This is a genomic window from Streptomyces sp. NPDC048415 (genome assembly GCF_040651675.1).
Taxonomy (GTDB): Bacteria; Actinomycetota; Actinomycetes; order Streptomycetales; family Streptomycetaceae; genus Streptomyces.
In genome coordinates, this window is record NZ_JBEZKJ010000032.1 from 60517 (window position 1) to 84360 (window position 23844).

General features: G+C 69.5%; 19 protein-coding genes. 13 read left to right on the forward strand and 6 right to left on the reverse strand.

Annotated elements, in window-relative coordinates:
* Positions 1–9 precede the first annotated feature (9 nt).
* Entirely contained in the window at positions 10–1140 is a 1131-nt protein-coding gene (locus tag AB0D27_RS21845; RefSeq protein WP_362511170.1) for a catalase family protein, read from the forward strand.
* A gap of 116 nt (positions 1141–1256) precedes the next feature.
* Here AB0D27_RS21845 and AB0D27_RS21850 read toward each other — a convergent pair whose 3' ends face one another.
* On the reverse strand, positions 1257–2141 hold the full coding sequence (locus AB0D27_RS21850) for an AfsR/SARP family transcriptional regulator (RefSeq protein WP_362511173.1): 885 nt from the start codon (positions 2139–2141) through the stop codon (positions 1257–1259).
* Positions 2142–2750: 609 nt separating this feature from the next.
* Between AB0D27_RS21850 and AB0D27_RS21855 the strand changes: the two genes are divergently transcribed.
* The 10 genes from AB0D27_RS21855 to AB0D27_RS21900 all read left to right on the forward strand — a co-directional run bounded on the left by AB0D27_RS21855 (position 2751) and on the right by AB0D27_RS21900 (position 16937).
* Positions 2751–3527: an alpha/beta hydrolase gene (locus AB0D27_RS21855; protein WP_362511176.1), complete on the forward strand. Its 777-nt coding sequence runs from the start codon at positions 2751–2753 to the stop codon at positions 3525–3527.
* A 510-nt stretch (positions 3528–4037) separates the two neighbouring features.
* Positions 4038–4634 (forward strand): adenylyl-sulfate kinase, encoded by a 597-nt coding sequence (cysC, locus tag AB0D27_RS21860; RefSeq protein WP_362511179.1) that lies wholly within the window; start codon positions 4038–4040, stop codon positions 4632–4634.
* Complete coding sequence (gene cysD / locus AB0D27_RS21865; protein WP_362511182.1) at positions 4631–5569, forward strand: sulfate adenylyltransferase subunit CysD; 939 nt, start codon at positions 4631–4633, stop codon at positions 5567–5569. The genes cysC and cysD overlap by 4 nt, the downstream gene beginning before the upstream one ends.
* Before the next feature lie 2 nt (positions 5570–5571).
* The gene (locus AB0D27_RS21870) at positions 5572–6891 is read left to right on the forward strand and encodes a GTP-binding protein (RefSeq protein ID WP_362511185.1); all 1320 of its coding nucleotides are present in this window, start codon (positions 5572–5574) and stop codon (positions 6889–6891) included.
* A 209-nt stretch (positions 6892–7100) separates the two neighbouring features.
* Positions 7101–9851 carry an FAD/NAD(P)-binding protein gene (locus AB0D27_RS21875; protein WP_362511187.1) on the forward strand — a complete coding sequence of 917 codons (2751 nt, stop codon included), beginning with the start codon at positions 7101–7103 and terminating at the stop codon, positions 9849–9851.
* A 442-nt stretch (positions 9852–10293) separates the two neighbouring features.
* Entirely contained in the window at positions 10294–10620 is a 327-nt protein-coding gene (locus AB0D27_RS21880) for a TcmI family type II polyketide cyclase (RefSeq protein ID WP_362511189.1), read from the forward strand.
* Positions 10617–11891 carry a beta-ketoacyl-[acyl-carrier-protein] synthase family protein gene (locus AB0D27_RS21885; RefSeq protein ID WP_362511192.1) on the forward strand — a complete coding sequence of 425 codons (1275 nt, stop codon included), beginning with the start codon at positions 10617–10619 and terminating at the stop codon, positions 11889–11891. The genes AB0D27_RS21880 and AB0D27_RS21885 overlap by 4 nt, the downstream gene beginning before the upstream one ends.
* Positions 11888–13108 (forward strand): ketosynthase chain-length factor, encoded by a 1221-nt coding sequence (locus AB0D27_RS21890; RefSeq protein ID WP_362511195.1) that lies wholly within the window; start codon positions 11888–11890, stop codon positions 13106–13108. The genes AB0D27_RS21885 and AB0D27_RS21890 overlap by 4 nt, the downstream gene beginning before the upstream one ends.
* Positions 13109–13129: 21 nt before the next feature.
* Positions 13130–14929, forward strand: a complete 1800-nt coding sequence (locus AB0D27_RS21895; RefSeq protein WP_362511198.1) for an ABC transporter ATP-binding protein — start codon at positions 13130–13132, stop codon at positions 14927–14929.
* 70 nt (positions 14930–14999) lie between these two features.
* Positions 15000–16937, forward strand: a complete 1938-nt coding sequence (locus AB0D27_RS21900; protein ID WP_362511201.1) for a multicopper oxidase domain-containing protein — start codon at positions 15000–15002, stop codon at positions 16935–16937.
* A gap of 55 nt (positions 16938–16992) precedes the next feature.
* On the opposite strand, the gene AB0D27_RS21905 is transcribed toward AB0D27_RS21900, so the two are convergent.
* The 3 genes from AB0D27_RS21905 to AB0D27_RS21915 form a co-directional block, all read right to left on the reverse strand.
* Positions 16993–17394: a GNAT family N-acetyltransferase gene (locus AB0D27_RS21905; RefSeq protein ID WP_362511204.1), complete on the reverse strand. Its 402-nt coding sequence runs from the start codon at positions 17392–17394 to the stop codon at positions 16993–16995.
* Positions 17378–18649 carry an adenylosuccinate lyase gene (purB, locus tag AB0D27_RS21910; protein WP_362511207.1) on the reverse strand — a complete coding sequence of 424 codons (1272 nt, stop codon included), beginning with the start codon at positions 18647–18649 and terminating at the stop codon, positions 17378–17380. Before purB ends, AB0D27_RS21905 begins: the two co-directional genes overlap by 17 nt.
* A gap of 65 nt (positions 18650–18714) precedes the next feature.
* On the reverse strand, positions 18715–18978 hold the full coding sequence (locus AB0D27_RS21915; RefSeq protein WP_362511230.1) for a hypothetical protein: 264 nt from the start codon (positions 18976–18978) through the stop codon (positions 18715–18717).
* A gap of 278 nt (positions 18979–19256) precedes the next feature.
* On the opposite strand from AB0D27_RS21915, the gene AB0D27_RS21920 reads away from it, so the two are divergent.
* Positions 19257–20438, forward strand: a complete 1182-nt coding sequence (locus AB0D27_RS21920) for a nucleotide disphospho-sugar-binding domain-containing protein (RefSeq protein ID WP_362511210.1) — start codon at positions 19257–19259, stop codon at positions 20436–20438.
* 112 nt (positions 20439–20550) lie between these two features.
* Here AB0D27_RS21920 and AB0D27_RS21925 read toward each other — a convergent pair whose 3' ends face one another.
* Positions 20551–21627 carry a nucleotide disphospho-sugar-binding domain-containing protein gene (locus AB0D27_RS21925; RefSeq protein WP_362511213.1) on the reverse strand — a complete coding sequence of 359 codons (1077 nt, stop codon included), beginning with the start codon at positions 21625–21627 and terminating at the stop codon, positions 20551–20553.
* 59 nt (positions 21628–21686) lie between these two features.
* Complete coding sequence (gene rfbA, locus AB0D27_RS21930) at positions 21687–22556, reverse strand: glucose-1-phosphate thymidylyltransferase RfbA (RefSeq protein WP_362511216.1); 870 nt, start codon at positions 22554–22556, stop codon at positions 21687–21689.
* Between the two features lie 200 nt (positions 22557–22756).
* On the opposite strand from rfbA, the gene AB0D27_RS21935 reads away from it, so the two are divergent.
* Positions 22757–23785 carry a Gfo/Idh/MocA family oxidoreductase gene (locus AB0D27_RS21935; RefSeq protein WP_362511219.1) on the forward strand — a complete coding sequence of 343 codons (1029 nt, stop codon included), beginning with the start codon at positions 22757–22759 and terminating at the stop codon, positions 23783–23785.
* The last annotated feature ends 59 nt before the right edge of the window (positions 23786–23844 follow it).

The window sequence follows — 23844 nt, forward strand, 5'->3', positions numbered from 1 at the left end:
GTCGAAGCCATGGCAGCACAGTTCGTCCCCTACACGCCTGACGTCGAAGACGACGACCCGGACTTCGAGCAGAACGTGCAGACGGTGATCGAAAAGACCGAGAGCTACATCGCCGAGTCGGTCGAGGCCGGTGGCACCGGACGGGCCCTCCGCGACGCCCACGCCAAGGGCTACGGGCTGGTCCGAGGGGAAGTAGAGATCCTGGACGGGCTTGCCCCCGAGTACGCCCAAGGCATCTACGCGACTCCGGGAACCCACGATGCGCTCATCCGCTTCTCCAACGGCTCGCCTCACGCCGGAGCCGACGCGCGACTGGGCTCCGCCACCGGACTGGCCCTGAAGATCTTCGACATCCCCGGCCCGACCCTGCTGGAAGACGAGCCGGACACGGGCACATTCGACTACGCCAACATCAACGGACCGATCTTCTTCTGCAACACAGTCGAGCACTACCTGTTCATCCAGGAGTTGTTCCTGAACGCGCCGGCCTACTTCTCCCAGGGGCGACCCGGCGCACGTCGTTTCTTCACCGAGTTCGTGACCGGAAAGGGAACGCTGGACCAGGACGACTGGGCGTGGGACGAGTTCCTGGCCTTCCTGCGCCTGTCAAAGATCCCCCCCACAAACGTGCTGCTGTCGACCTACTGGACGATGGGCGCGGTCCGGCACGGGGACTACATCGCCAAGGTGCGCATCACCCCCGATCCGTCCTTCGCCGCCGCGGTGGACCGGCGCGACATCGACCCGGCCTCCGCGCAGGAAGTCTTCCGACCGGCCCTGCAGGCCGAGCTGCAGGAGCGGCCCTATGCCTTCGACATCCAGGTCCAGCTCTGCACCGACCTGGAGCGCATGCCGGTGGAGGACACCACCGTGGAGTGGCCCGAGCAGCTCTCGCCGTCCGTCACCGTGGCCAAGCTGCGGCTGCCGCAGCAGGACATCTCCAGCCCGGAGAACCTGGAGAAGATGGACTCACTGTCCTTCACGCCCTGGCGGGTCACCGCCGAGCACGCACCCCTGGGCAACATCATGCGGGCCCGCAAAGAGGTCTACCGGCGCTCCTCCATCCAGCGCCACAAGCTCAACCAGCAACCGCGCACAGAGCCACGCAGCGCCGACGAGGTACTCGGCCCGGCCCAATGAAGCCGACTGATGTGACGGCAAGCGCCCACCCCGGTCACCATCCCTGCTGTACAGCAGGGGAGTACAGCAACCTCCATTACCGCAGTCGACCACCAGCGCCCGGCAACGTGGTCAGATCATGAGACCCGTGCGAGACGGCTCGCGGCGAACTCCTCGGGGGACCACGACACGGACCAGACGTCCAGCGCCCGGTTGCCTGACAGGATCGCCGTCTGCAGGTTCTGCAGCCGTGGACAGGGCTCGACACCCAGCTCGTGGTTGAGCACGGCCCTGAGCCGGTGGAACGCCTCCAGCGAGCGTCCGACACGTCCCGCCCGGTAGAGGGCGATCATCAGATAGGCGCAGAGGTTCTCGTTCATCGAGTTCCTCGCCACCACGCGCGTCAGCTCGCCCAGCAGGTCGGCGTGGCGTCCCAGGGCCAGATCCGACTCGATGCGCCGTTCGAGCGCGCCGAGCCTGCTCTCCTCCAGCGACACAGCCTCGATCTCCAGGACGCTGCCCTTGCGGACGTCCACCAGCGCGGGGCCGCGCCACAACTGCAACGCCTGGCGCAGCTCCTCCGAGGCGCGGCGGTGGTCACCGGCCTCGGAGGCCGCGCGGCCGGCGCGCACCCGGCGCTCGAACACCTCGACGTCCGTCTTGCACGCGCCGTCTTCGAGGAGGTAACCGCTGTGGCAGGTGCTGAGTATCTGGCGTACGCCCGGACGGTCGGAGTCGGCGGCTGCCAGCGCGTTGCGCAGCTGCAGGACGTAGGTCTGCAGGGTGGTGGCATGGCTGCGCGGGGGCCGGTCCCCCCACAGCTCCTCGATGAGCGCCGGCACCGTGACCACCCTGCCCGCGTTCAGTGCGAGCAGGGCCAGGACCTGCCGCTGCTTGGGGGCGCTGGCCGTCACCGGCGTCCCGTCGAGATACAGGGACAGCGAGCCCAGCAGCCCGACGCTCAGCGGCCCGGGCCGCTGCTCGGCGTTGACGGAGTCGTACCTTTCAGGGCCTTCGGACATTCCATTCCTCCAGGCATCGCACCTATCGATCTCGATTCCAAGCATCCCTATACAGCGGGGAGTTGCCCACTGAGCTGCACATCTCCTCAGTGTGAAGAATTCACACGGGGAACCTGAATCGGCGCCTGGCGTCCCGCGGGGGTGGTGGCTGGAAACTTCCATCACCGCAGCGACGGACGCCCCGGCTGGATGCGGCGCGGGAGAGCGGCATCCATGCGCCCGGACGAACGGCCGATCGGATTCCGGCGACACCTGCGGGCCGAGAGCATCCGGGCGAGGCGGCCGATCTCGTCTCGCACCGAAGCGGCCGACCTCGTCCCGCACCGAGGCACAACGGCCCTTTGCGGAGCCGCCATGCAGAAGGGGCCCGCTGCTCGACGGCTCACCACCTGTCGATCGGCATGGGCGCAAGTACCTGACGAGGACCGTGGTGAAGCTCAACGCCCGCAACCGGAGCGGCGCCGTCCGCGTCGCCACCGAGGCCTGCCGGCTCCCCTGAGGGGCGCGGGCGACCCGCGACCGGCCCTCGACCGGCGATCCACCGACGCGCTCGAAGATGCCGACATACGGCGAGGTAAGAGCACCTCCATTCGGCATGAGGAGTGCGTGATGCGCAAGGTCGTTTCCCGGGACGGCACGACGATCGCTTATGAGAAGGCGGGCGAAGGCCCGCCGATCGTGCTTCTCAACGGTTCGTTCCGCGATCACACGATCTTCGACGCGCTCGTTCCCGAGCTGGCGCCGCACTGCACCACCTATGTCTACGACCGCCGAGGACGCGGCGAGAGCGGCGACTCCCCCGAGTACGCCGTCGAGCGGGAGATCGAGGATCTCGAGGCGGTGATCCAGGAGGCCGGTGGCTCAGCGGTGGTGTTCGCCGGGTCCTCGGGCGCGAACCTGGCGCTCGAGGCGGCGCTCACCGGTGCCCCGATCACCAAGCTGGCGCTGCACGAACCGTTCTTCCGGGTCGACGGGTACCCGAAGCCCGTATGGAACTTCGCGAAGACGCTCCGGGTCCTCCTGGCGGAAGAGCGACGTGACGAGGCGGTCGAGCACTTCCTCGGCGGCTTCCTGGGCTTCACCCCCGACACGGTCGCGGAGTGGCGGAAGGGCCCGATCTGGGCGATGAACGAGGCGAACGCCCACACGCTCCTCTACGACACGGCGATCTGCGGCGACTACAGCGTCCCGGTCGACCGGCTCGCCGGCTACCTGACAAAGACCCTGGTCCTCAACAGTGACAGCACCAGCGCCTGGCTGCGCGCGGCGGCGCAGGCGACCACGGCAGCCCTGCCCAACGGCCGGGGACTCGAACTGCCCGGTTCCTGGCACCGGATCAATATGGACGTTCTCGGCCGGGTCCTGGCCGAGTTCGCCACCACCTGAGCGGTCCCACCACCCCGGCCGACCGGTCTTGCCGATCGCCGGGGGGTCGCGCGGTGGTTCCGTTCTGGCGGCGCGGTTTTCGACGATGCGGAGACGGCGCATCGCGACACCGTGGTCACTGATCGCGTCGGCCTGCGCCTTCGGGTAGCGGCGGCCGTGCTCGCTCGTCCAGAACGCCGTTACGGCAACCGGACTCGGTGCCGTCCACGGTGGCCCGGGCGGTGAAGTCCTGGATCAGTTCCGGCATGCGGCGCCCGATGCCCGCGGCGTTGTGCGCCGCGACGGGTCTCCGTCCGGCGCCGACACCCCTGTGGCGGCCTGAGACACGAGCGCCGCAAGGTCAAGATCGCGCCGATCGCCCGTCGACCTCAGGAGGACGTGGACGCGTACGTGACCGCCAGGCCTGGCGGGGGCGAGAGCGGAGGGGCCGACCGCTGGGCCGGCTCGGGCAAGGCCGATGCGGCACGCCTCTCTGACAGCCCGTCAACTCATCTCCAGGAGAACATCGCCGTGACCACAGCTCACACCCCGGCCGCCGGGGACACCGCGGAGGCGGCCTCCGCGGCCGACACCCGCGAGCGCGGCGCCACCGTGTGGCTGACCGGGCTGCCCAGCTCGGGCAAGACCCTCGCCTTCGCCCTCGCCGAGCGCGTGCGCGCCGAGGGCCACAAGGTCGAGGTGCTGGACGGTGACGAGATCCGCGAATTGCTCTCCGAGGGACTGGGGTTCACCAAGGAGGACCGGCACACCAACGTGACCCGGGTCGGCTTCGTGGCGCAGAAGCCGGCCTCCCACGGCGTCAAGGTCGTGGCGCCGGTCATCGCCCCGTACGCCGACTCCCGTGCCGCCGTCCGTGAGCGGCACGCCGCGGGCGGCACGGAGTTCCTGGAGATCCACGTGGCCACCCCCGCCGAGCTCTGCTCCGAGCGCGACGTGAAGGGCCTGTACGCCAGGCAGGCCGCTGGTGAGATCTCCGGTCTCACCGGCGTGGACGACCCGTACGAGGCCCCGGCGAACCCGGAGTTGTGTATCCGGACGCAGGGCCGATCGGTGGCCGAGTCAGCCGCCGAGCTGCACACCTTCCTGACCGAGAGGGGCCTGGTATGACGACCGCGACCCGGAGTCCGATCGAGGCGTCGGAGAACCCCTTCGCGCTGTCGCACCTGGACGCCCTCGAGGCGGAGTCGGTGCACATCTTCCGCGAGGTGGCCGGTGAGTTCGAGCGGGCTGTGATCCTGTTCTCCGGCGGCAAGGACTCGATCGTCATGCTGCACCTGGCGCTCAAGGCCTTCCACCCGGCGCCGGTCCCCTTCTCGCTGCTGCATGTCGACACCGGGCACAACTTCCCCGAAGTCATCGAGTACCGCGACCGGGTGGTGGCACGGCACAACCTGCGCCTGCACATCGCCTCCGTCCAGGACTTCATCGACGACGGCCGGCTGCGCGAGCGCCCGGACGGCACCCGCAACCCGCTGCAGACCGTGCCGCTGCTGGACGCCATCGAGTCCCACCGCTTCGACGCGGTCTTCGGCGGCGGCCGCCGCGACGAGGAGAAGGCCCGCGCCAAGGAGCGCGTCTTCTCGCTGCGCGACGAGTTCGGCGCCTGGGACCCGCGCCGCCAGCGCCCCGAGCTGTGGTCGCTCTACAACGGCCACCACGCGCCCGGCGAGCACGTACGCGTCTTCCCGCTCTCCAACTGGACCGAGCTGGACGTCTGGCAGTACATCGAGCGCGAGGGCATCGAGCTCCCGGAGATCTACTACGCCCACGAGCGCGAGGTGTTCCGCCGCAACGGCATGTGGCTGACGGCCGGCGAGTGGGGCGGCCCCAGGGAGCACGAGACGCCTCAGCGGCGGCTGATCCGCTACCGCACCGTCGGCGACATGTCCTGCACCGGGGCCGTCGACTCCGACGCCGCCACCAACGCGGACGTCATCGCCGAGATCGCCGCCAGCCGCCTCACCGAGCGCGGCGCCACCCGGGCCGACGACAAGCTCTCCGAAGCCGCCATGGAAGACCGCAAGCGCGAGGGGTACTTCTAGCCATGACGACCACTCAGGGAGCCACCGCTCCCGCGCTGTTGCGCTTCGCCACCGCCGGATCAGTCGACGACGGCAAGTCCACCCTGGTCGGCCGCCTGCTGCACGACTCCAAGTCCGTGCTGGCCGACCAGTTGGAGGCCGTCGAGCACGCCTCCCGCAACCGCGGCCAAGACACGCCCGACCTGGCGCTGCTCACCGACGGCCTGCGGGCCGAGCGCGAGCAGGGCATCACCATCGACGTCGCCTACCGCTACTTCGCCACCGCTCGGCGGCGGTTCATCCTCGCCGACACGCCGGGCCACGTGCAGTACACCCGGAACATGGTCACCGGCGCCTCCACCGCCGAGCTCGCCGTCGTCCTGGTCGACGCCCGCAACGGCGTGGTCGAGCAGACCCGCCGCCACGCCGCCGTCGCCGCGCTACTGCGCGTCCCGCACGTGGTCCTGGCCGTCAACAAGATGGACCTGGTCGACTACCGGGAGCCCGCCTTCGCGGCCATCGCCGAGGAGTTCACCTCGTACGCGGCCTCCCTCGGGGTCAAGGAAGTCGTGGCGATCCCGATCTCCGCACTGGCCGGTGACAACGTGGTCGAGCCCTCTGCCCACATGGACTGGTACGGCGGCCCGACCCTGCTGGAGCACCTGGAGACCGTCCCGGCCGTCGGCGACCCGAGCGAGGGGCCCGCGCGCTTCCCGGTCCAGTACGTGATCCGCCCGCAGAGCGCGGAGTGCCACGACTACCGCGGCTACGCGGGCCAGTTGGCCTCTGGCGTGCTGCGGGTCGGGGACGCCGTCACCGTCCTGCCCTCCGGACACACCACCACCGTCGGGGCCATCGACGTACTCGGCAAGGAGGCGGACATCGCCTGGGCGCCCCAGTCGGTCACCGTCCGGCTCGCCGACGACCTCGACGTCTCCCGTGGGGACCTGATCGCCGCCGGGGGCCCGACCCCGGTGCCCACCAAGGACATCGAGGCCAACGTCTGCCACCTCAACGAGCGCCCGCTGCGCATCGGCGCCAAGGTGCTGCTCAAGCACACCACCCGCACCGTGCGCGCGCTGGTCAAGGACATCTCGTACCGGATCGACATCGGCACTCTCGAACAGCGCTCCGCCGCCGGGGGATTGAAGGTCAACGACATCGGCCACGTGGTGCTGCGCACCGCCGAGCCGCTGGCGCTCGACAGCTACACCGACAACCGCCGGACGGGCTCGTTCCTGCTGATCGACCCGGCCGACGGCACCACCCTCACGGCCGGCATGGCGGTCGAGGCCTTCGAGGCCGTACGCACCGACGCTTCCGACCAGGAGGACTGGGTCTGATGTCCAGCGAGGCGTTGCGGTCCATCACGTTCCGGCCGGCGGAGGACGTCGACATGTCTCTGGCCGATCGCTGGTGGCGGCTGACGACCTTCCGGTGCCCACCGGGGTCTGAAGGGAACGGTCCGCTGGTTCTCGGAGCGCCCGCTGCGTCCGGGAGACCGGGTGCATCGCAACGGCGAGCTGAAGTCGAATGAATCAGGGAGTGAATCATGAGCTGGAATTCGCCCTCGCGCCACATCGCAGTCGTCGGAGCCGGTGCGGCAGGGGCACTGACGGTGGTTCAGCTGATGCGCCAGGCCGAGGGCCTCGGTCGGACGCTCGAGATATGGCTGATCGACCCGGCCGAACAGGCCGGCCCGGGTGTCGCCTACGGGACGTCCGACCCACGCCATCTGCTCAATGTGCCCGCCGGCCGGATGAGCGCCTTCCCCGACGAACCCGAGCACTTCCTGCGCTGGCTCGCCGGCGGCCACCCCCGCGCCGCGCCTGGTGACTACGTCCCCCGTCAGGAGTACGGGCGATATCTGACCGAGGTGCTGGAGCGCACCACCGAAGAGTGCCGACGGACCCGCCTGCACCGGGTGCGGGAACGGGTCATCGCCGCCCGCGAGCAGGGGCCCGGGTTGACGCTGCGGCTCGCCGGCGGCAGCAAGCTCCGGGTGGACGCGGCCGTGCTCGCGCTGGGTAACTTCGCCCCCGGCCAGGACTGGGTCGGCACCGAACTGCGGGAATCCGGTCGCTTTGTCGCCGACCCCTGGGCGCCCGGCGCACTCGACGCCCTGGCCGAGGAGGGGGACGTTCTGCTGGTCGGCACTGGTCTGACCATGGCGGACCTGGCCGTCACGCTGGCCCGCCCGGACCGGGTGGTGCACGCGGTGTCCCGCCACGGGCTCGTTCCCCGGGAACATCTGGTCGACGCGGTCCCGTCAGCCGAGCCGCCGAGCTTCGACGGGTCACGCGGTCTCGACGCGCTGCGCCGGGATGTTCGGCGACACCTCGCCGCGAGCCGCCGCGCCCGCGGCGACTGGCGCCCCGGCATGGACGGACTGCGCCCGGTGACGGCGGCTCTGTGGCAGCAACTGTCCACGGCCGACCGGACCCGCTTCCTTCAGGAGGACTTGCGGGCCTGGGAGGTGCACCGCCACCGCATCGCGCCCGGGACGGCCGCCGTGATCCGCGAGTTGCGGGCCTCGGGCCGACTACGGGTCGGTGCCGCGGAGGTGGTCCATGCCGCGCCGCGCGAAGGCGCGGTATCTGTGCGGCTGAGCGACGGGCGGGAGCTTCGGGTCGGTGCGGTGGTCAACTGCACCGGAGCGCAGACGGACCTGCGCCGCACAGCCGATCCCCTGGTGCGCTGTGTGCTGGTTCGCGGCTACGCCCGGACCGGCCCCGCCGACCTGGGTTTCGACACGTGGAGCGACGGACGACTGGTGCCCGCGGTCGGCACCTCGGCTGTGCGCCTGTGGACGATCGGGGTGGGGCGGCGCGGGAACCTGCTGGAGAGCACGGCGATTCCGGAGATCCGCGCGCAGGCCGCCGAGGTCGCGAACAGCGTGCTGACGGCGCTAGCTGACCGCCGTGCGTCCAGGCCGACCGACCGCTACGGCCTGAGCCTGAGCACGACCCCCGAGGCGGCGGAGCTGTACAACCAGGCCCTGGAACGGATCTTGGCGGGCAACCTGGGCGCTGAGGCACTGCTGACCGAAGCGGTCGGCGCCGACCCGGACTTCGCCGCCGGCCATGCGGCACTGGCACTGCTCGGCCACGAGTGCGAGGCCGGCGTGGAAACGGCCTCCGCACTCGCGGCCGCCCGTCGGGCCGCGTCCCGCTCGGCGGACGACCGCGAACGCAGCCTGGTCGCCGCGGTGGATGCTCGCCTCACGGGCACCGAGGAGATGGGCAAGGCGGCCCTGCTGGGCCACATCGCCGAGCATGCGCGTGACGCGCTGGTGGTGAGCGCGGCCGTGCCGACCGTCTCCTTCAACGGTGTCACCTGCGCCGAGGAGGCCTGGGCTCTGGTCGAGGGTTTGTCCGCAACCTACGGTGACGACTGGTGGTACCTGGGACAGCTCGCCTTCGTCCGGCAGGAGCAGGAGCGCTGGCAGGAGGCCGAGGCCCTGGCCACCCGAGCGCTCGCCGCCCACCCGTCGGCCGGCCACGCCGTCCACGCCCGGGCACACGTTTTCTACGAGACCGGCGAGCACCGCGCCGGTCTGGACTGGCTGGACGAGTGGATTCGCCGGTACGGGGCTGGAGCCGGCCACCGTTCCCACCTCTCCTGGCATGCCGCCCTGCACGAGCTGACGCTCGACGACCGTCCCGCGCTGCTGCGCCGCTACCACCGGGAGCTCGTTGCCTCCCAGGTGAGCGGAGGGCGGCTACTGGTCGATTCCGCCTCGCTGTTGTGGCGCTCGCGCATGACGGGCAGTTGGAGTGGCGAGCTGCCGCTCGCCGAACTGTTGGACGCGGCTCCAGAGCACTGGCTGGACGCACCTGCGACGGCCTTCGCCGCCCTGCACAGCGCGCTGGCCTTCGCCGCATCTGCCGACCTCGACGGGCTGGGGCGGCTGCGGGCCCACGCCCTGACCAACCGCCAGGAGGTCTTCCCACTGGTCATAGCGCCGCTGTGCGATGCGCTGTCGGCGGTGGTCCGGCAGTGCTGGCAGGAAGCGGTACTGCGGCTACGGCCACTGCTGCCTTTGATCGCCCGGGTGGGCGGCAGCAAGGCACAGCACGAGGTCGTGGAGGAGACCCTGCTGCATGCCCTGATCTCGGGTGGCGAGGACGACCGGGCTGCCGAACTGCTCTCGGCCCGGCTGGACCGTCGTCCTTCGCCGCTCGATCGTCGGCGGCTGGGCTCGGTGGGCGGCCCACGCGAGGCGCTGGAGCCGAGTTCGGGCGAAGGCTCCCGGCGGGCGGTGGACCGAAGCCGAGAGGGAGCTCTGTCGTCTCGCCGATGAGGTGAACACGGCCTGGTCGGCCGATCTCGTCGAGCGGACCCCGCCTTCTTGGAGGACCGCTGTGCAGTGCACGCCGGCCGAAAGGGCGGTTCCTTCCAGGAACCGCCCTTTTTTGTCTCCAGTGGAATTCGACGTATTCCCGACCCTTTCTTGAGGGACGTCGCACAAAGTGGCGATGGGCGGTTCCCCGGCGAATGGAGATTGACATGGGCGCGAGACTCAGGTCCGCCATGCGATCCATATGGAAAAAAATCGGTGAGGGCCTGATGTGGATGGGATGGGCGTGGAGCGGAATGTGTCCTCCCTACGAATGGAGGGACTTCATCATCCCACCTACCGACCAGCCCTGCCTGCCACCGTTGTCGGAAGAGGAGCTCGCTGAATGGGCGGCACTGGTCAAGCATCTGTGACAGGCGCGGCAGACCCTCGAGGAGGCGGTCGAATGCACAGCAATCTAATAGTGGCCAGGATGGATTCTCGTTCGAGTGCTGACGTGGCTCGGCTTTTCAGTGCTTTCGACGAGACCGACATGCCGCATCGCATGGGGACTCGGCGACGCCAGCTCTTCATGTTCAACGGTCTGTACTTCCATCTTCAGGACTTCGACGAGGACAACGGCGGAGAGCTCATCGAGCAGGCGAAGGCCGATCAGCGCTTCGTTCGGATCAGCCAGGATCTCAAGCCGTTCATCGAGGCCTATGACCCGGCGACCTGGCGTTCACCCGCGGACGCCATGGCGCAGAGGTTCTACACCTGGGAGTCGCCGTGACGAGCCGGCGTGTGGTCATCACCGGAGTCGGAGTGGCGGCTCCGGGAGGAATCGGAGCCAAGAACTTCTGGAGTCTGCTCAGCGAGGGGCGGACGGCGACCAGGGCAATCACCTTCTTCGATCCGTCGCCGTTCCGTTCCCGGATCGCGGCCGAGATCGACTTCGAACCGTCGGAGCACGGGCTCGGTCCGCAGGAGATCCGGCGCACCGACCGGGCCGCCCAGTTCGCCCTCGTCACGGCACGTGAGGCCATGGCGGACAGCGGACTGGACCTGCGCGGCTTCGCGCCCCATCGCGTCGGGGTGGCGGTCGGCAGCGCCGTGGGCGCCACCATGGGTCTCGACCAGGAGTACCGGGTGGTCAGCGATGGCGGCCGACTCGATCTCGTCGACCACGAGTACGCCGTTCCCCACCTCTACAACTACTTCGTGCCGAGCTCCTTCGCCGCCGAGGTCGCCTGGGCGGTCGGCGCCGAGGGGCCCTCGACCGTGGTCTCCACCGGCTGCACCTCGGGCATCGACGCGGTCGGCTACGCGGCCGAACTGATCCGCGACGGCTCGGCCGAGGCAATGATCACCGGTGCCACGGACGCGCCGATCTCGCCGATCACCGTGGCGTGCTTCGACGCGATCAAGGCGACCACACCGCGCAACGACGACCCCGAGCACGCCTCCCGGCCCTTCGACCTCACCCGCAACGGCTTCGTGCTGGGCGAGGGCTCCGCGATGTTCGTCCTGGAGGAGTGGGAGTCCGCGCGCCGGCGCGGGGCCCACGTCTACGCCGAGATCGCCGGATACGCCAGCCGGTGCAACGCCTTCCACATGACCGGGCTGCGTCCCGACGGCAGGGAGATGGCCGAGGCCATCCGCTCGGCGCTGGACGAGGCGAGGACCAACCCCGAGGCCGTCGACTACATCAACGCGCACGGCTCGGGAACCAAGCAGAACGACCGGCACGAGACCAGCGCCTTCAAGCGCAGCCTCGGCGACCACGCCCGCCGTACCCCCGTGAGCTCGATCAAGTCGATGGTCGGCCACTCGCTCGGCGCGATCGGCTCGATCGAGATCGCCGCCTCCGTCCTGGCCATGGAGAACAACGTGGTGCCCCCAACAGCCAACCTGCACAAGCCCGATCCCGAATGCGACCTCGACTACGTGCCGTTGACCGCGCGCGACTGGCGCACCGACACGGTGCTGACGGTCGGCAGCGGTTTCGGCGGCTTCCAGAGCGCGATGGTTCTCGCCCGACCTGACAGGAACACGACGGCATGAGCTCCCAGGTCGTGGTGACCGGCATCGGCATCGTGTCCCCCAACGGCTTCGGCGTGGACGACTACTGGGACGCCACCCGCGCCTCCAGGAGCGGCATCGGCCGTATCAAGCGCTTCGATCCGGAGCGCTACCCGTCGAAGCTCGCCGGAGAGGTGGACGGGTTCACCGTCGAAGAGCACCTGCCGAGCCGGCTCATCCCGCAAACCGACCGCATGACCCAGCTCGCCCTCGTGGGCGCCGATCACGCCCTGGCCGACGCCGGGGTGAGCACGGAGGAGGCGGACGAGTTCGGCATGGGCGTCATGACCGCCAGCACCTCCGGCGGCTTCGAGTTCGGCCAGGGGCAGCTCCAGAACCTCTGGAGCAAGGGCAGCCAGTACGTCAGCGCCTACCAGTCCTTCGCCTGGTTCTACGCGGTCAACACCGGCCAGATCTCGATACGGCACGGTCTGCGTGGTCCCAGCGGCGTGGTGGTCAGCGACCAGGCGGGCGGCCTTGACGCCCTCGCGCACGCGCGTCGTCTGGTCCGCAAGGGCAGCGATCTGATCCTGTCCGGCGGCGTCGACGCCGCCATCTGCCCGTGGGGGTGGGTGGCCCAGCTCACCACCGGAGAGCTGAGCACCGACGAGCGGCCCGACCGGGCGTACCTCCCCTTCGACGCCGACGCGGCCGGGTACGTGCCCGGCGAGGGCGGAGCTCTGCTGATCCTCGAGGACGCCGAGGCCGCGCGCCGACGCGGCGTGACCCAGGTCTACGGCGAGATCAGCGGCTACGGATCCACGTTCGACCCGCGTTCGGACAGCGGGCGGGAGCCGACGCTGCGGAAGGCGATCGAGATCGCGCTGGACGACGCGGGTCTGTCGCCGGGCGAGATCGACGTCGTCTTCGCCGACGCGGCCGCCACGCCGGAGCTCGACCGGATCGAGGCGGCGACGATCACCGAGGTCTTCGGGCCCCGGGCGGTCCCCGTCACGGCGCCCAAGACCATGACGGGCAGGCTCGGCTCGGGGGCCGCCCCGCTGGACGTCGCCACCGCCCTGCTGGCCATGCGGGACGGGGTGATCCCGCCGACGGCGAACGTCACCCTCTCCCCCGACTACGACCTCGATCTGGTCACCACGCCGCGGCACATCCCCGTGACCACGGCTCTCGTCCTGGCGCGGGGCCATGGCGGTTTCAACTCCGCCCTCGTCCTGCGTTCCGTCGATTGGAACTGACCGAAAGTGAAGGAGACCAGGGTGAGCACCACCGGGTCGGCCACCGCTCATCTTCCCGTAGAGAAGCGACGCGTCCTCGGGCTGTTCCGTCCGTATCGGAGGAGCCTGCTGTTCGTCGCGTTCCTGGTCGCGGGCTCCTCCCTGGTCTCCCTCGTCAACCCGTTCCTGATCCGCGAGATCATGGACGTGGCGCTGCCGCAGGGCAGGACGGGTCTGTTGTCCCTGCTCGCCCTCGGCATGATCGTCGTTTCCGTCGCCACCAGCTCGATCAATGTCTGGCAGACCCATGTCTCCGCCAAGGTCGGCCAGTTCGTCATGCACGATCTGCGCACCGCCGTGTACTCCCACCTCCAGCGCATGTCGCTGGCCTTCTTCACCCGGACCCGTACCGGCGAGGTGCAGTCACGCATCGCCAACGACATCGGCGGGATGCAGGCCACCGTGACGACCACCGCCACGGCGCTGGTGTCGGACCTGACGATCGTCATCGCCACGACCAGCGCCATGGCCCTGCTCGACTGGCGGCTCACGATCGCGTCACTGGTCATGCTCCCGGCATTCGTCTGGGTGAGCCGCCACGTCGGGGACGAACGCCGCGTCATCACCCGTGACCGGCAGCGTCAGTTCGCCGATCTCTCCTCGATCGTGCAGGAGTCGCTGTCGGTCAGCGGGATCATGCTCGGCCACACCATGGGCCGTTCCCGCTCGCTGACCGACACCTTCGCCCAGCAGTCCCGCAAGCTCACCGACATCGAGGTCCGCTCGAGCACGGCGGGCCTGTGGTACCAGTCCACGATCTGGATCGTCATGGCCTCCATGCCCGCGGTGATCTACTGGGTGGCGGGACTGACCGGACGCGGCGGTCACATGGCCATCTCCATCGGCGCCCTGGTCGCCTTCACCACCCTTCAGCAGAGCCTGTTCCGCCCGGCGCAGCGGCTTTTGACCATCGGGCTGGACATTCAGAGCTCACTCGAACTGTTCGGCCGCATCTTCGAATACCTCGACCTGCCCGTCGACGTCGCCGAGCCGGAGCGGCCCGTCGTGCCGGCCGACCTGCGGGGCGAGGTGTGCCTGCGCGGGGTCGGCTTCTCCTACGCGGGGGCGCAGCGGCCGACGCTGGACGGCGTCGACGTGACCCTCCTGGCCGGGCGCAGCCTCGCGATCGTCGGGGAGACCGGCTCGGGCAAGACCACCCTCAGCTATCTCATCCCGCGTCTGTACGACGCCACGTCCGGCGTCGTCTCGATCGACGGCGTCGACGTGCGCGACCTGTCCTTCGCCACGCTCGCCGCCGCGGTCGGCGTCGTCTCCCAGGAGACGTATCTGTTCCACGCCTCGGTCGCCGACAACCTCCGGTTCGCCAAGCCCGACGCGACCGACGAGGAACTGGTCGCGGCGGCGCGGATCGCGCACATCCACGACTATCTGATGTCCTTGCCCGACGGCTACGACACGGTGGTCGGTGAGCGCGGATACCGGTTCTCCGGCGGGGAGAAGCAGCGGCTGGCGATCGCCCGCGCCATCCTGCGCGACCCGCCCATCCTGGTGCTCGACGAGGCCACCAGCGCCTTGGACACCCAGACCGAGCAGGCCGTCCAGGAGGCCATCGACGCGGCGAGCGCGGGCCGCACCACCATCACGGTCGCCCACCGACTGTCGACCATCCGCGACGCCGACGAGATCATCGTGCTGGAGCGGGGGAGAGTCGCCGAACGCGGCACCCACGACGAGTTGCTCGCTCTCGGCGGCCACTACGCGACGCTCGTCAACCGGGACGCCGAGAGGGTGGTCGCCGCCGGCCCAGTGCCGGTGACGTAGGCCCAGCCGGCCCGTCGCACTGAAGCCGAGCTCGAGCCCGACGAGAGCGGTCGTCCCTAGCGTCGGACGAATGGAACCTACTGATGCCGGCACTTCCGACCTGCCCGGGCTGAACCGTCGGGCGCTGCTCCGCGGCGGCACCATCGCCGGCCTGGGCGCCCTGATGGCCGCCGCCCCCGTCTTCCCCAAGTCGCGGTCGGCGGCCGCCGCGGCCCCCGGCGGTCCCGAGCCGTCGGCGGCCGAACTGAAGCTGACCAAGTTCAGGGATCCGCTGCAGATCCCGCCGGTGCTCCGCCCCCACGACCACGGCGACCACGGCGAGCTGACCGTGCGCATGCGCACCGCCGACGTCACCCTGCACTCGGAGCTCCCGCCGGTGACGATGTGGACCTACGAGGGTGTCTATCCGGGTCCGACGATCGAGACGGTCAGCGGCCGTCCGCTCCGGGTCGTCTGGGAGAACCGGCTGACAGGGAACATCCCGGTCACCGCCGTCGACTTCGGCCTGCCCAAAGGGCCCTCCCCCGACCCGCTCTCCAACTACCCCGGCACGGACGGCTGCCAGGAGGTCGCCGGCGTGGCCGACCTGCCGCCGTGGGCCGCGGTGCATCTGCACGGCATGCTGACCGGTGGCGGCAACGACGGCTGGATGGAGAACCTCCTCGCTCCCGGCGACGTGCAGCTGTCGGCCTATCCGAACAAGCAGGCCGCGACGACGCTCTGGTACCACGACCACACCCACCACGTGAGCCGCTTCAGCGTGTTCGCCGGGCTCGCGGGCATGTTCATCTCACGCAACGCGGAGGAGCGGGCGCTGGACCTGCCCAGGGGTGACTTCGAGGTGCCGCTGATCCTCAGCGACCGCAACTTCGGCCTGGACGCGTCGGGCGCCCTCACCGGCCGGTTGGTCCACAAGGTGGAGATGGTGGGCGCGCAGCGGCTCATGCGCCCGCACGCGGGCCCGTACACCCTGGTCAACGGGGTGATATGGCCCTATCTCGAGGTCGATCCGCGCTGGTACCGGTTCCGGATCGTCAACACCGCGAACTCCCGGATCTACCGGCTGATGCTGCTGGCGGACGGCCGGCCCGTGCCGGGGGCGTTCCAGGTGATCGGCGGCGACCAGGGCCTGATCGACAAGCCGATTCCGGTCGACGGGGCGCTCAACCTCTCCCCCGGCGAACGCGCCGAGGTGCTGGTCGACTTCAGCGCGTTCCGCGGACAGGCTCTGAAGCTGGTCAACACGCTGCAGGCAGTCACGCCCGGCGCTTCCGACAAGCGCAACGACCTGCTGGAACCCGACGTGATGCAATTCCGCGTCTCCGACCGCAAACCGGGCACCCGGTTCACGCTGCCCACGGTCCTCTCGCCCACCTTCAAGCGGCTCACCCACGACGACCTTCCGCACGACCACGCCCACCGGTGGGTGGTGCTGGTGGGTCCCGGCTCGGAGAACATGCCCGAACTCTGGGAGATGGAGGAGATCGACCCGGCGGGAATCACGTTCCCGGCCGCCGGGGTCGTCCAGGTCCGGGATGCCCAGGGCGCCGTCATGACACTGCGCAGGACGTCGATGGCCTACGACGACGGCAACGCGTTCATCGCGGAGCACGACGGCGTCGAGATCTGGAAGTACCTCAACCTCGCCGCCTCCCCCCACCCCATGCACATCCACCTGGCCCACTTCCAGGTGCTGTCCCGCGAGAACTACGACGTCAGCGCGTTCGACCGGGTCACCCGCGGCTCGACCAAGCCGATCGCGTTCAAGGCGGTGTCGGAGCTCGAAGCGCACGAGCTCGGGGAGAAGGACGTCATCCGGGTGGGGACGGCGGGCCAGATCACTCCCGGGCCGAACGGCACCCCGGGCGAGCTCGTCACCGTGGCGGTCCGGTTCCCCGTCGTCGGCAGGGGCGTCCACCACTGCCACATGCTGGAGCACGAACAGCACATGATGCGCCCCCTCGTGGTGAGCCCGGCCTCCCATATGCACGCGGGCGGCCACCACTGACGCGACGCGCAGTGCCCGCGCCGGTGACCGGCGCGGGCACTGCGGGCGGAGGCGCTCAGGGGTTCAGCACCCAGGCGGAGTGGTGCGCGGTGAAGCCGATGTGCGGGTAGTACTCCGTCGCGGCGGGCGCCGACAGCAGGACGATCTTGGCCTGCGGCGCCTCCTTGCGGGTCGCGTCGATGAGTTCCCTGCCGATGCCCGAGCGCTGGTGGGCGCGGACGACGGCGATGTCGGAAAGATAGGTCACGTAGGAGAAGTCCGAGACGCTGCGCGCGATGCCCACGAGCTCGCCGTCGATACGGCAGGTGACGACCAGGTTGGCGTTGCGCACCATCGCCGCCATGCGCTCGGTCTCCTCGACCGGCCGACGTTCGCCGAGGCCCGACTCGCGGTAGACCCGCACGACCTCCTCAAGGTCGAGGTCAGGGCCGTTCTCCCGCTCAATGCTCCAGCTCACGAAGGTTCTCCAAACGCTTGTAAATGACGTCATGGTTTACCAGGAAGCGCTCGGGGCCCAGTAGATCGGCCTCGATCCCCTCGGTCCTGAGCAGGGTGAAGAAGTCCTCTCCGTTCGCGGCGTCCTGGATCATCCGGTAGGTCCGCTCGCGCTCGCTGCCGCCCTCCAGCAGGTCGGCGAGCACCGCCGAGCTGTAGGCCAGCCCGTTGGTCTGGTCGATCGTGTCGCGCATCCGGCCGGGGAACACCTCCAGCCCCCGCACGAGGTCGGCCGCCGCGGTCACCTGGTAGTGCGCGACGATCAGCGCATCCGGCAGGACGACCCGTTCGACGGACGAGTGGGACAGGTCCCGCTCGTGCCAGAGCGCCACGTTCTCCAGCATCATCCCGGCGTACCCGCGCAGCAGCCTGGCCAGCCCGGCCAGGCGCTCGCTGGTCGTCGGGTTGCGCTTGTGCGGCATGGCACTCGACCCCTGGTAGGCGGCCGTCCGGGGCTCCTCCACCTCGCGGACCTCGCTGCGGGACAGCAGCCGTACCTCGGTGGCGATCTGCTCGACGCAGGCGCCGAGCGTCGCGATCGCCTGCACGAGCTGGGCGTGCCGGTCGCGGGCCACGACCTGGCTCGGCGCCGGCTCCACGCCGAGGCCGAGCGCCGCGCACACGTGCTCCTCGACGAAGGGATCGATCAGCGCGTAGGTCCCGACGGAGCCGGAGATCGTGCCCACCGCGACCTGCTCACGCGCGTCCGTCAGCCTCCGGACCGAGCGGTCGATCGCGAAGGCGAATCCGGCGAGTTTGTGGCCGAACGTGGTGGGCTCGGCGTGCATGCCGTGGGTGCGCCCGATGCACGCCGTGTCCCAGTGCTCGACCGCCTTGTCCGCCAGCACCCCGCGCAGCCGTGCCGCGGCCCCGATCAGGAGGTCGCAGGCCCGGGCGAGGGTGTGCCCGAGGGCGGTGTCCACGAGGTCGTAGCTCGTCATGCCGAGGTGCACCCACCGGGCGGAGTCGTCCGGCATGTCCTCGCAGAAGGCGGCGAGGAAGGAGAGGATCTCGTGGTCCCGCTCGCGTTCCAGCTCCGCGACATGCGCCGCCGAAGGCACCGGGGCCCGCCGGATGTCCGCCAGGGCGTTCTCGGGAACCCGGCCGAGCAGCGCCTGCGCCTCGGAGGCCAGCACCTCCACCTCGGCCCAGGTGGCGTAGCGGGCCTGATCGGACCAGAGCTCCGCCATCTCGGGTAATGCGTAACGCGATATCACGACCGTCGAACCTCCTCAGGAATGATCGCCGGCCCGCGGGGCACGAAGGCACGGCGCACCGGCTTTCAGGCGACCTTGCGGACGATCTCCACGGATCCGGCGTCCAGGAGGGTCTTGATGGCGGAATCGCCGCCGACGACGTCCATGTCCATGTCGTGGAGGCGGCCGATGACGGACAGGACGACCTTTTCCGTGTGCGTCTCCTCGGTGCCCTCCCAGACCAGGTCCGGGAAAACGGTCAGATAAACCTTGTCGTTGCCCTGAGTGAAGATGTTCACTTCCATGATGTCCCGGAGAGCCATTCGGGCGTTGTAGATCAGATTGTTCATGTGTGCCACCGACTTTCTGTATCCGCTTTACTGAGGCTTTCTCGCCGCACGTCTGACCTCATGGTGGTCAGCCGCCGGCGACGGCGACATCTTCGACGTTGCCGTGGTGGGCAACCGTGGAACGGGGACCGCCGCTCTCCTTGTTCAAGTGCGCGAAATCCGCAATCGAACAGGGCCGCCATTTAAGAGTGTTTGACAGAAAAAGGGCGCGCTGGGGAATATCGCTGGAGTTCACAAGTGCGTCAGACCGCGTCCCACAAAAAAGCATCCGGAGTGCCATGAAAATCCTGTTCATCACCACGGGCAGTCAGGCCACCTTCTATGCCGCCGCTCCGCTGGCGACGGCCGCGCGGAACGCGGGCCATCAGGTCATATTGGCCGCGCACGAACCGTGGGTGGAAACCGCGGAAGCCATTGGACTTCCCACGTTCTGCTTCACGGTCGATCCGATCCGGCATTTCATGCGGATCACCAACCCGGGCAGGGGCCTGCGGTTCCCCCGGGAACTGGGGGACGCGGAAATGTTCGGCCAGGGCCGTGGCTTCGCCCGGATGGGCCTGGCCGGAGTGGAGTCCCTGCTGGAGCTGGCGAAGGACTGGACCCCCGACGTGGTCGTCGGCAGCTCGCAGAGCTATGCGGCGATGCTGCTCGCCGCCCACCTCAAGGTCCCGTACGTGCGCCAGGTCGAATACCTGGGGATCCCGCTCACCGGCATCGATCCGGGCGCCGAGGAGGAGCTGCGGCCCGAGTTGGAGCGGCTGGGCCTGGACGGGCTGCTCAAGCCCGACCTGCTCCTCGACTCGACCCCGCCGTCGCTGCGGCCGTCCCACGACCCCGCCGCACAGCCGCTGCGCTGGATCCCGAGCAACCCGCAGCGCCGGCTCGAGCGCTGGATGTACACCCGCCCCGAGGGACGCCGCCGCGTGCTGATCACCTCGGGTTTCCGCAGCCTCATGTTCCGCGAACCGGGCTGGTCCATGCCGCTGCTGGTGAGCGAGCTGAACCAGCTGGGGGCCGAGGTGCTGATCGCGGCGTCCCCCGGCGCCGCCGAGCGGTTCGGCTCCGAGCTGGGCGACGCGCGCGTCGGCTGGATCCCGATCGACGTCGCCGCCGCCACCTGTGACCTGGCGGTCCACCACGGCGGCGCGACCACCGCCACGACCCTGATGGCCAACGGGGTGCCGCAGCTGATCATCCCCGAGAACCCCCCGGAGTTCCCCCCGAACTACCACCGGGAGGCCATCGCCAAGGCCATCAGCGACTTCGGCGCCGCCAAGACGCTGTGGCCGCAGGAGCAGGAGCCCGACAAGGCGCCGGGTGAAGTGATCGCCGCGGCCTGCCGGGAACTGCTCGAGAACCCGAGCTACACCGAGCGGACGCAGTTCCTCGCCAAGGAGATCTCGACGCTTCCCACCCCCGCCCAGATCGTGCCCAGGCTGGAGGCGCTGACCTCTCGGTAGATTCACCTCCCGACCACGCGAATCGCCCTGAGACCACGGAGACCTTCTCCGTCGGTTTCAGGGCGATTCGCGTTTCCCCGGCCGGTCGGGCTGCCGGCCGGCACATCGGTGATCAGGCAGCGGCGAGGGCTTCCAGCTCGCGCAGCACCTCGGCGGGGGTCGGCAGCGACGCGGTCTCCGCGGCGAGTATCCGCGTCCGCTCGGCGTATCGGGGGTCCGACAGGATCTCCCGGCAGCCCGCGGCGATCACCTCGTCGGGATTCCGGTCCGCCTCCGGCCGGTGCCGGTCCACCAACAGGGCGGCGCCGAAGTCGGACACGGACTCCGCGACGGCCTTGCCGTAGCCGTTGTCGGGGATGATCAGCTGGGGCACGCCCGCGTTGATCAGCGTCATGGCGGTCGTCGCGCCGCCGTGGTGGACCGCCAGATCACAGGTAGGGGCGACCACGTCCAGGGGGATCCATCCGATGCGTACGTCGCCCAGTTCCGAGCCGAACCGCTCGGCGGCCTCGGGCAGCGCCGCGATCAGCACCTCGGCCCCCGCCCCGGTCAGCTCGTCCACCAGCTTCCGCAGCGAGCTGCCGGGGGTGTCGAGCATGAGGTTGCGGGTTCCCGCGGTGATCAGCACCCGGTGGCGTCCCTCGGTGCGGGTGTACATCCAGGGCTCGAGCCGGCTCTGGCGCACCCGGGGGACCCAGCGCATCGACCGCGCGGCGGGGGCTCCCGGCGGCCGCAGGGACGGCGGGCAGAGGTCGATGAAGAGGTCGGGCGCCGGCAACTCGGCCAGCCCCAGGCGCTCCAGCTCGGGCTGGAGCTCCTCCACTGCCTTGCGGTCCCGGCGCGCCATCGGGGCGATGTGCCAGATGTGACGGACGTAGGGGACCTTGAGGCGGGCAGCGAGCACCCTCGGGACATGGGACAGACCGCCGACGACCACATCGGGGGTCCACGCCTGCGTCAGCTCCAGCAGGGCGTCGAGCCGGACGGTGGCCGTCATGGAGTCCTGGCCGTACCGCATGCGCTCGGGAGTGATGCAGACCGCGGGAAGCCCGACGGACTCCGCGGCCGCCATCAGCGGCTCGTCGGCGGCCAGCAGGATCTCGTGGCCCGCGTTCCGCGCGGCCGCGGTGAGGGGGGCGACGCCGAAGACGGCCGCCTGGCTGCCGCCGACGGTGAACAGGAATTTCATGGGAATTGCCTTCTTCCGGTGAGAGAGTCGATTCGGTGCTTCGGGGGCCTCATTCGGGCTCAGCCGGCCTGGGCCATTTCCATGACGTATTGACCGTAGGCAGATTTCGCGAGGCGGCTGCCGAGCCGGTAACAGGTCTCCCGGTCGATGTATCCCATGCGCCAGGCGATCTCTTCGAGACAGGCGATGCGCACGCCCTGGCGGTGTTCCAGGACCTGGACATAGTCGCCCGCCTCCATCAGCGCGTCATGGGTTCCGGTGTCCAACCAGACGAAGCCACGGCCCAGCGGAATCAACGTGGCCTCGCCCCGCTCCAGGTAGACGCGGTTGAGATCGGTGATCTCCAGTTCTCCGCGCTCCGACGGCCGCAGTTCCCGCGCGAGGTCCACCACCTTGTTGTCGTAGAGGTACAAGCCGGTGATCGCCAGATTGGTCTGCGGGTGGGCGGGCTTCTCCTCGAGCGCGATGAGTTTCCCCTGCTCGTCGAGCGTGCCGACGCCATAGCGTTCGGGGTCGCGCACCGGATAGCCGAAGAGGACACAACCCTCGATGTTCTGGGCGGCCCGCTGGAGCATGGGCCCGAACTCGTATCCGTGGAAGATGTTGTCGCCCAGCACCAGGGCGACGGAGTCGTCACCGATGTGGTCCGCGGAGACCAGGAACGCGTCGGCGAGCCCTCGGGGCTTGTCCTGTTCCGCGTAGGTCAGGGTGATTCCGAGCCAGGAACCGTCGCCCAGCAGCCGGCGGAACATCTCCTGGTCATCAGGGGTGGTGATGATCTCGATCTCGGTGATCCCGGCCAGCATCAGGGCCGACAGCGGGTAGTAAATCATTGGCTTGTCGTAGACCGGGAGCATTTGCTTCGAGACACCGAGCGTGATCGGATGGAGCCTCGTACCATTGCCGCCGGCCAGGATGATGCCCTTCATTGCGGCGCCTCCTCAGTATATTCGCGCCCATTGGGCGGATGCCCGCACTTTATATCGGGAGAACACGCGGCCGGAAGTCACCTTCGATGCCACGAGATCCGCGAATAGCGGCGGGTATTGACGAACAAAGCGCCGACTGTCCAGGCTGACACCATCCCCGGTTCAGGCACGCGAATTCCTCTCGTCGTTTAGGTGGAGCTGTGAAAAGACAAGACCTGACACCTGTTCATGCATCCGAGCGGAGGGCCGGCGTCGGCGTCATCGGGTGCGCCGACATCGCCGTACGGCGAGCCCTCCCGGCGATCCGGGAGTCGCCGTTCCACCTGGTGGCGGTCGCGAGCCGTTCCCAGGAGAAGGCGAAGGGCGTCGCGGCCTCGTTCGACTGCGAGGCCGTCGCGGGCTACGACCGGCTCCTCGAACTGCCCGACGTCGACGCGGTCTACATCCCGCTGCCCAACAGCGAGCACGCCGAGTGGGCGCGTCGGGCGCTGGACGCGGGAAAGCACGTCCTGATCGAGAAGCCGGCGGTGGCCAGCGAGGAGACCGCCCGGGCCCTCGTCGCGCTCGCCGAGGAGCGCGGACTGCTCGTCATGGAGAACTTCGCGTTCCTCCGGCATCCCCAGCACGACCAGGCGCGGTCCCTCGTGGCCGACGGAGCCATCGGGGAACTCCGCGCCTACAACGGCGTGTTCGGCATTCCGCCGACCGACCCGCGCGGGATCAAGTACCAGGCGAACCTCGGCGGCGGGGCGCTGTGGGAGGTCGGCTGCTATCCGGTGCGCGCTGCCCAGGAGTACCTCGGGTCGTCGCCACAAGTCCTGGGGGCCGGCTTGGAGTTCGATCCGGAACTGGGCGTGGACGTCTCCGGAGTGGCGCTGCTGCGTGACGGCGCCGGCGTCACCGCGAACTGCTCCTTCGGCCTGTCCCACAGCTACCGGTCGACCTACGACCTCTGGGGGAGCGAGGGACGTCTGACGCTGGAATGGGCGTTCACCCCCTCGCGGGACGCCCGTCCCGTACTGCGGCTCCAGCAGAAGGACCGCGAGAGCAGGATCTCCGCCCCGGCGTCGGACCAGTTCCTCGGCGTGTTCACCGCGTTCCACGACGCCGTACGCGATCCGGCGGCCCGTCCGGCGCACCACCAAGCGCTGGTGCAGCAGGCCGAGTTGATGGCCCGGATCCGCGCGCACGCCCTTGGCCGGGGAGACTCATTGAGCGGGAACAGGTGAGCGCCTCGCGAAAACGGAGAACGGCAGCCGCCGGACGCGGGCGGCCGCGGGCGGGCTTA